The sequence below is a fragment of the Actinomadura meyerae genome (assembly GCF_900188445.1).
Classification (GTDB): Bacteria; Actinomycetota; Actinomycetes; order Streptosporangiales; family Streptosporangiaceae; genus Spirillospora; species Spirillospora meyerae.
Window position 1 is genome coordinate 1 of the sequence record NZ_FZOR01000106.1, and the last position, 2168, is coordinate 2168.

6 protein-coding genes are annotated in these 2168 nt (G+C 73.9%); 2 read left to right on the top strand and 4 right to left on the bottom strand.

Going from position 1 to position 2168, the window contains the following annotated elements; all coding sequences use genetic code 11:
- Together CHF16_RS40770 and CHF16_RS39090 are read left to right on the top strand one after the other, a co-directional pair.
- On the top strand, positions 1-294 hold a 294-nt coding region (locus tag CHF16_RS40770; protein WP_179271938.1), incomplete at its 5' end, for a hypothetical protein.
- Positions 287-481, top strand: a complete 195-nt coding sequence (locus tag CHF16_RS39090; protein WP_143228397.1) for a hypothetical protein — start codon at positions 287-289, stop codon at positions 479-481. The genes CHF16_RS40770 and CHF16_RS39090, both read left to right, overlap by 8 nt.
- A gap of 61 nt (positions 482-542) precedes the next feature.
- Here CHF16_RS39090 and CHF16_RS39095 read toward each other — a convergent pair whose 3' ends face one another.
- The 4 genes from CHF16_RS39095 to CHF16_RS39110 form a co-directional block, all read right to left on the bottom strand.
- Positions 543-791 carry a hypothetical protein gene (locus CHF16_RS39095; RefSeq protein ID WP_089331228.1) on the bottom strand — a complete coding sequence of 83 codons (249 nt, stop codon included), beginning with the start codon at positions 789-791 and terminating at the stop codon, positions 543-545.
- Positions 788-1042, bottom strand: coding sequence for a hypothetical protein (locus CHF16_RS39100; RefSeq protein WP_089331229.1), 255 nt, complete (start codon positions 1040-1042; stop codon positions 788-790). Before CHF16_RS39100 ends, CHF16_RS39095 begins: the two co-directional genes overlap by 4 nt.
- Before the next feature lie 148 nt (positions 1043-1190).
- Positions 1191-1472 (bottom strand): hypothetical protein, encoded by a 282-nt coding sequence (locus CHF16_RS39105; RefSeq protein ID WP_089331230.1) that lies wholly within the window; start codon positions 1470-1472, stop codon positions 1191-1193.
- Positions 1472-1996, bottom strand: coding sequence for a hypothetical protein (locus CHF16_RS39110; protein ID WP_089331231.1), 525 nt, complete (start codon positions 1994-1996; stop codon positions 1472-1474). The genes CHF16_RS39105 and CHF16_RS39110 overlap by 1 nt, the downstream gene beginning before the upstream one ends.
- Positions 1997-2168 lie beyond the last annotated feature (172 nt).

A 2168-nucleotide genomic window follows, 5' to 3' on the forward strand; every position in this document is an offset into this window, starting at 1 on the left:
GGACCCCCGATGGACACACCACAGCTCGACGGCTGGACCGTGCGGCGGCACGACACGGCGCCCACCTGGACGGCGGACCGGCGCGGCGGCCTGACCAATGCACAGCTCGAGTTCGGCTGCCGCCTGCGCGTCACCGCGTCCACGTTCGGTGAGCTCGAAGTCCTCACGGTCGCCGAGAACGTCAAGTTGGGCATCGTGACCGCGGCCGAGCGCCTCGCCGCGCGCATGGTCGAGGCCGAGCTACGGCGCCGCGAGGACGCCCAGGGTGAGCCGGTCGGAGGCGGCCATGGCTGACGTCCCCCCGGACCTCATGCACCGCCTCGCGGCCTACGGGGCCCTGCTTGACGCGCTCGTCACCGAGTCCGCCTACTGGGCGGGCGAGCGGGAGGACGCCGAGCGCGTGGCGTTCCTCGCCGATGCCGTCACCGACCCGGCCGCCGCGCGCCGGCGAGCCGAGAGCAGAGAGCAGCGGGACACCTAGTCCCCGAAGACGCCACGGCCCCGGTCACCTGCGCGGGTACCGGGGCCGTGGTCTGTGCCGGTCATGGTTGCCGGAAGGCGTCCAGGCGCTTCCGGCACGCTCGCGCCCGGATCTCGTCCAGGCCGTCAGGCTCCCGGCCGCACTCGCCGAGGTGGGCGAGCGTCGAGCGCAGCGCGGACGCAACGGCCGTCGACCCGGCGTCCATCAGCTTCCCCAGCTCGATCGCCGTCGAGGCCAGAGACAGGCTGTGCGGGTTCGACGCCCACACCAGCCGCGCCGCCGCCTGACGCACCCTTGCCGCGTGGGTCACAGCACCTCCAGCAACTCGTTCAGCCTCGCCACGCTCACGCCCTGGCCGAGCACCGCCGCACCCGTCAGCGCGTCCACGGAGGCGCGCAACTCGCGGGCGAGGGCCGGCATCGCGTACATCGGCGCCGCCCCGTCCGGCGCCGTCCCGTCCATCACGCGCGCGACCCGCCGAGCGGAGGCGGCATGCACCGCCTGCTCGGCGCTGAGGTCGCCCATGTCGGAGATCAGCCGCTCAACGGCTTCGGTGATCATGTCTGCTCCAGATCGTTTTTTCCCGCAGCGGGGAGAGAAGAGATGACTGTGTCGGATGGGTCATGGAAGGCCGATCAAAAAACTGCGGCGGCCGTGCCGCGCGCCGGTCGGACCGGTGAGACCCGGACGCGCGGCACGGCCTGCTCGGCTACTGCGGTCCGTGCCGGTTGGCCAGCAGCAGTTCCCGCATCCTGCGCACGTGCGCGCCGCCGCCGGTCGCGGGTGCCTGCGGCGCACCGGCCATCATCCGCATCCGCTGTGCGGCCTGGGACCGGGCGGGCTCCATGCCGGGCAGCAGGGGCCGGACCTCGCGCCCGTCGCCCTGCTTGCGCAGGTGCGCCCTGACCAGCCCGGCGAGGTAGAGCGCCCGCTCGGTGCCCGCGTCCTCGCTGCCGGGCATCAGGCCCGCGTAGGTCTTGCCGAGTTCCATCACGCCACCTCCGTACGCTCGGCGGGCTTGGACGGCCCGCGCAGCTTCCCCTTGACCGCGGCCATGGCGGACCCCTCTTCGCTCTCGTCGGTCAGGTAGGCCAGCGGCACGGTGGGCTCTGCGTTCCACCGGGGCCGCGGGTGCCGCCGCTCCCACTGCGCCCCGGCGTGCAGGTGCGCGAGGCGCCGCGCCTCCTGGACTTCGCCTAGCGAGATGTCGACCCGGCGCCGGGTCCGCCTGATCTTCTGCTCGGCCTCGTCGGCGGCGGCCTGGGTGGCGGCGGCGCGGCCGTCCTGCCACGCCTTCACCTCGCCCTGGAACGCCTTCCACGCGGCGCCCTGCTCGGCCCGCCGACGCGCGTCCCCCGACACCAGGGCGCGGGCGTCGGTGACGGTGACGGCCTCGCGCCCCGCCCAGTCCTCCCCGATCCACATGCCCAGCCCGCGCGCCTCCTCGCGCACCTGGGCGGGCTTGCGGCCCTGCACGGTGGCGATCTCCTCGATGCTGATCATCTGCTCTGCCATGCCTTCTCCGTTCCTTGCCTCGTGATCTCCTGCGTGGTGTCCCGCGCGGCCCGCCCGCGGGTCACCTCCTGGCCCTGCGCGCCCCGCGCATCGTGTGCGGCTCGGCGCCCGCCGCCCGCATCGCCTCCATCCGGTCGACTTCCAGGACGAGCGAGGTCATGACCTGCCACAC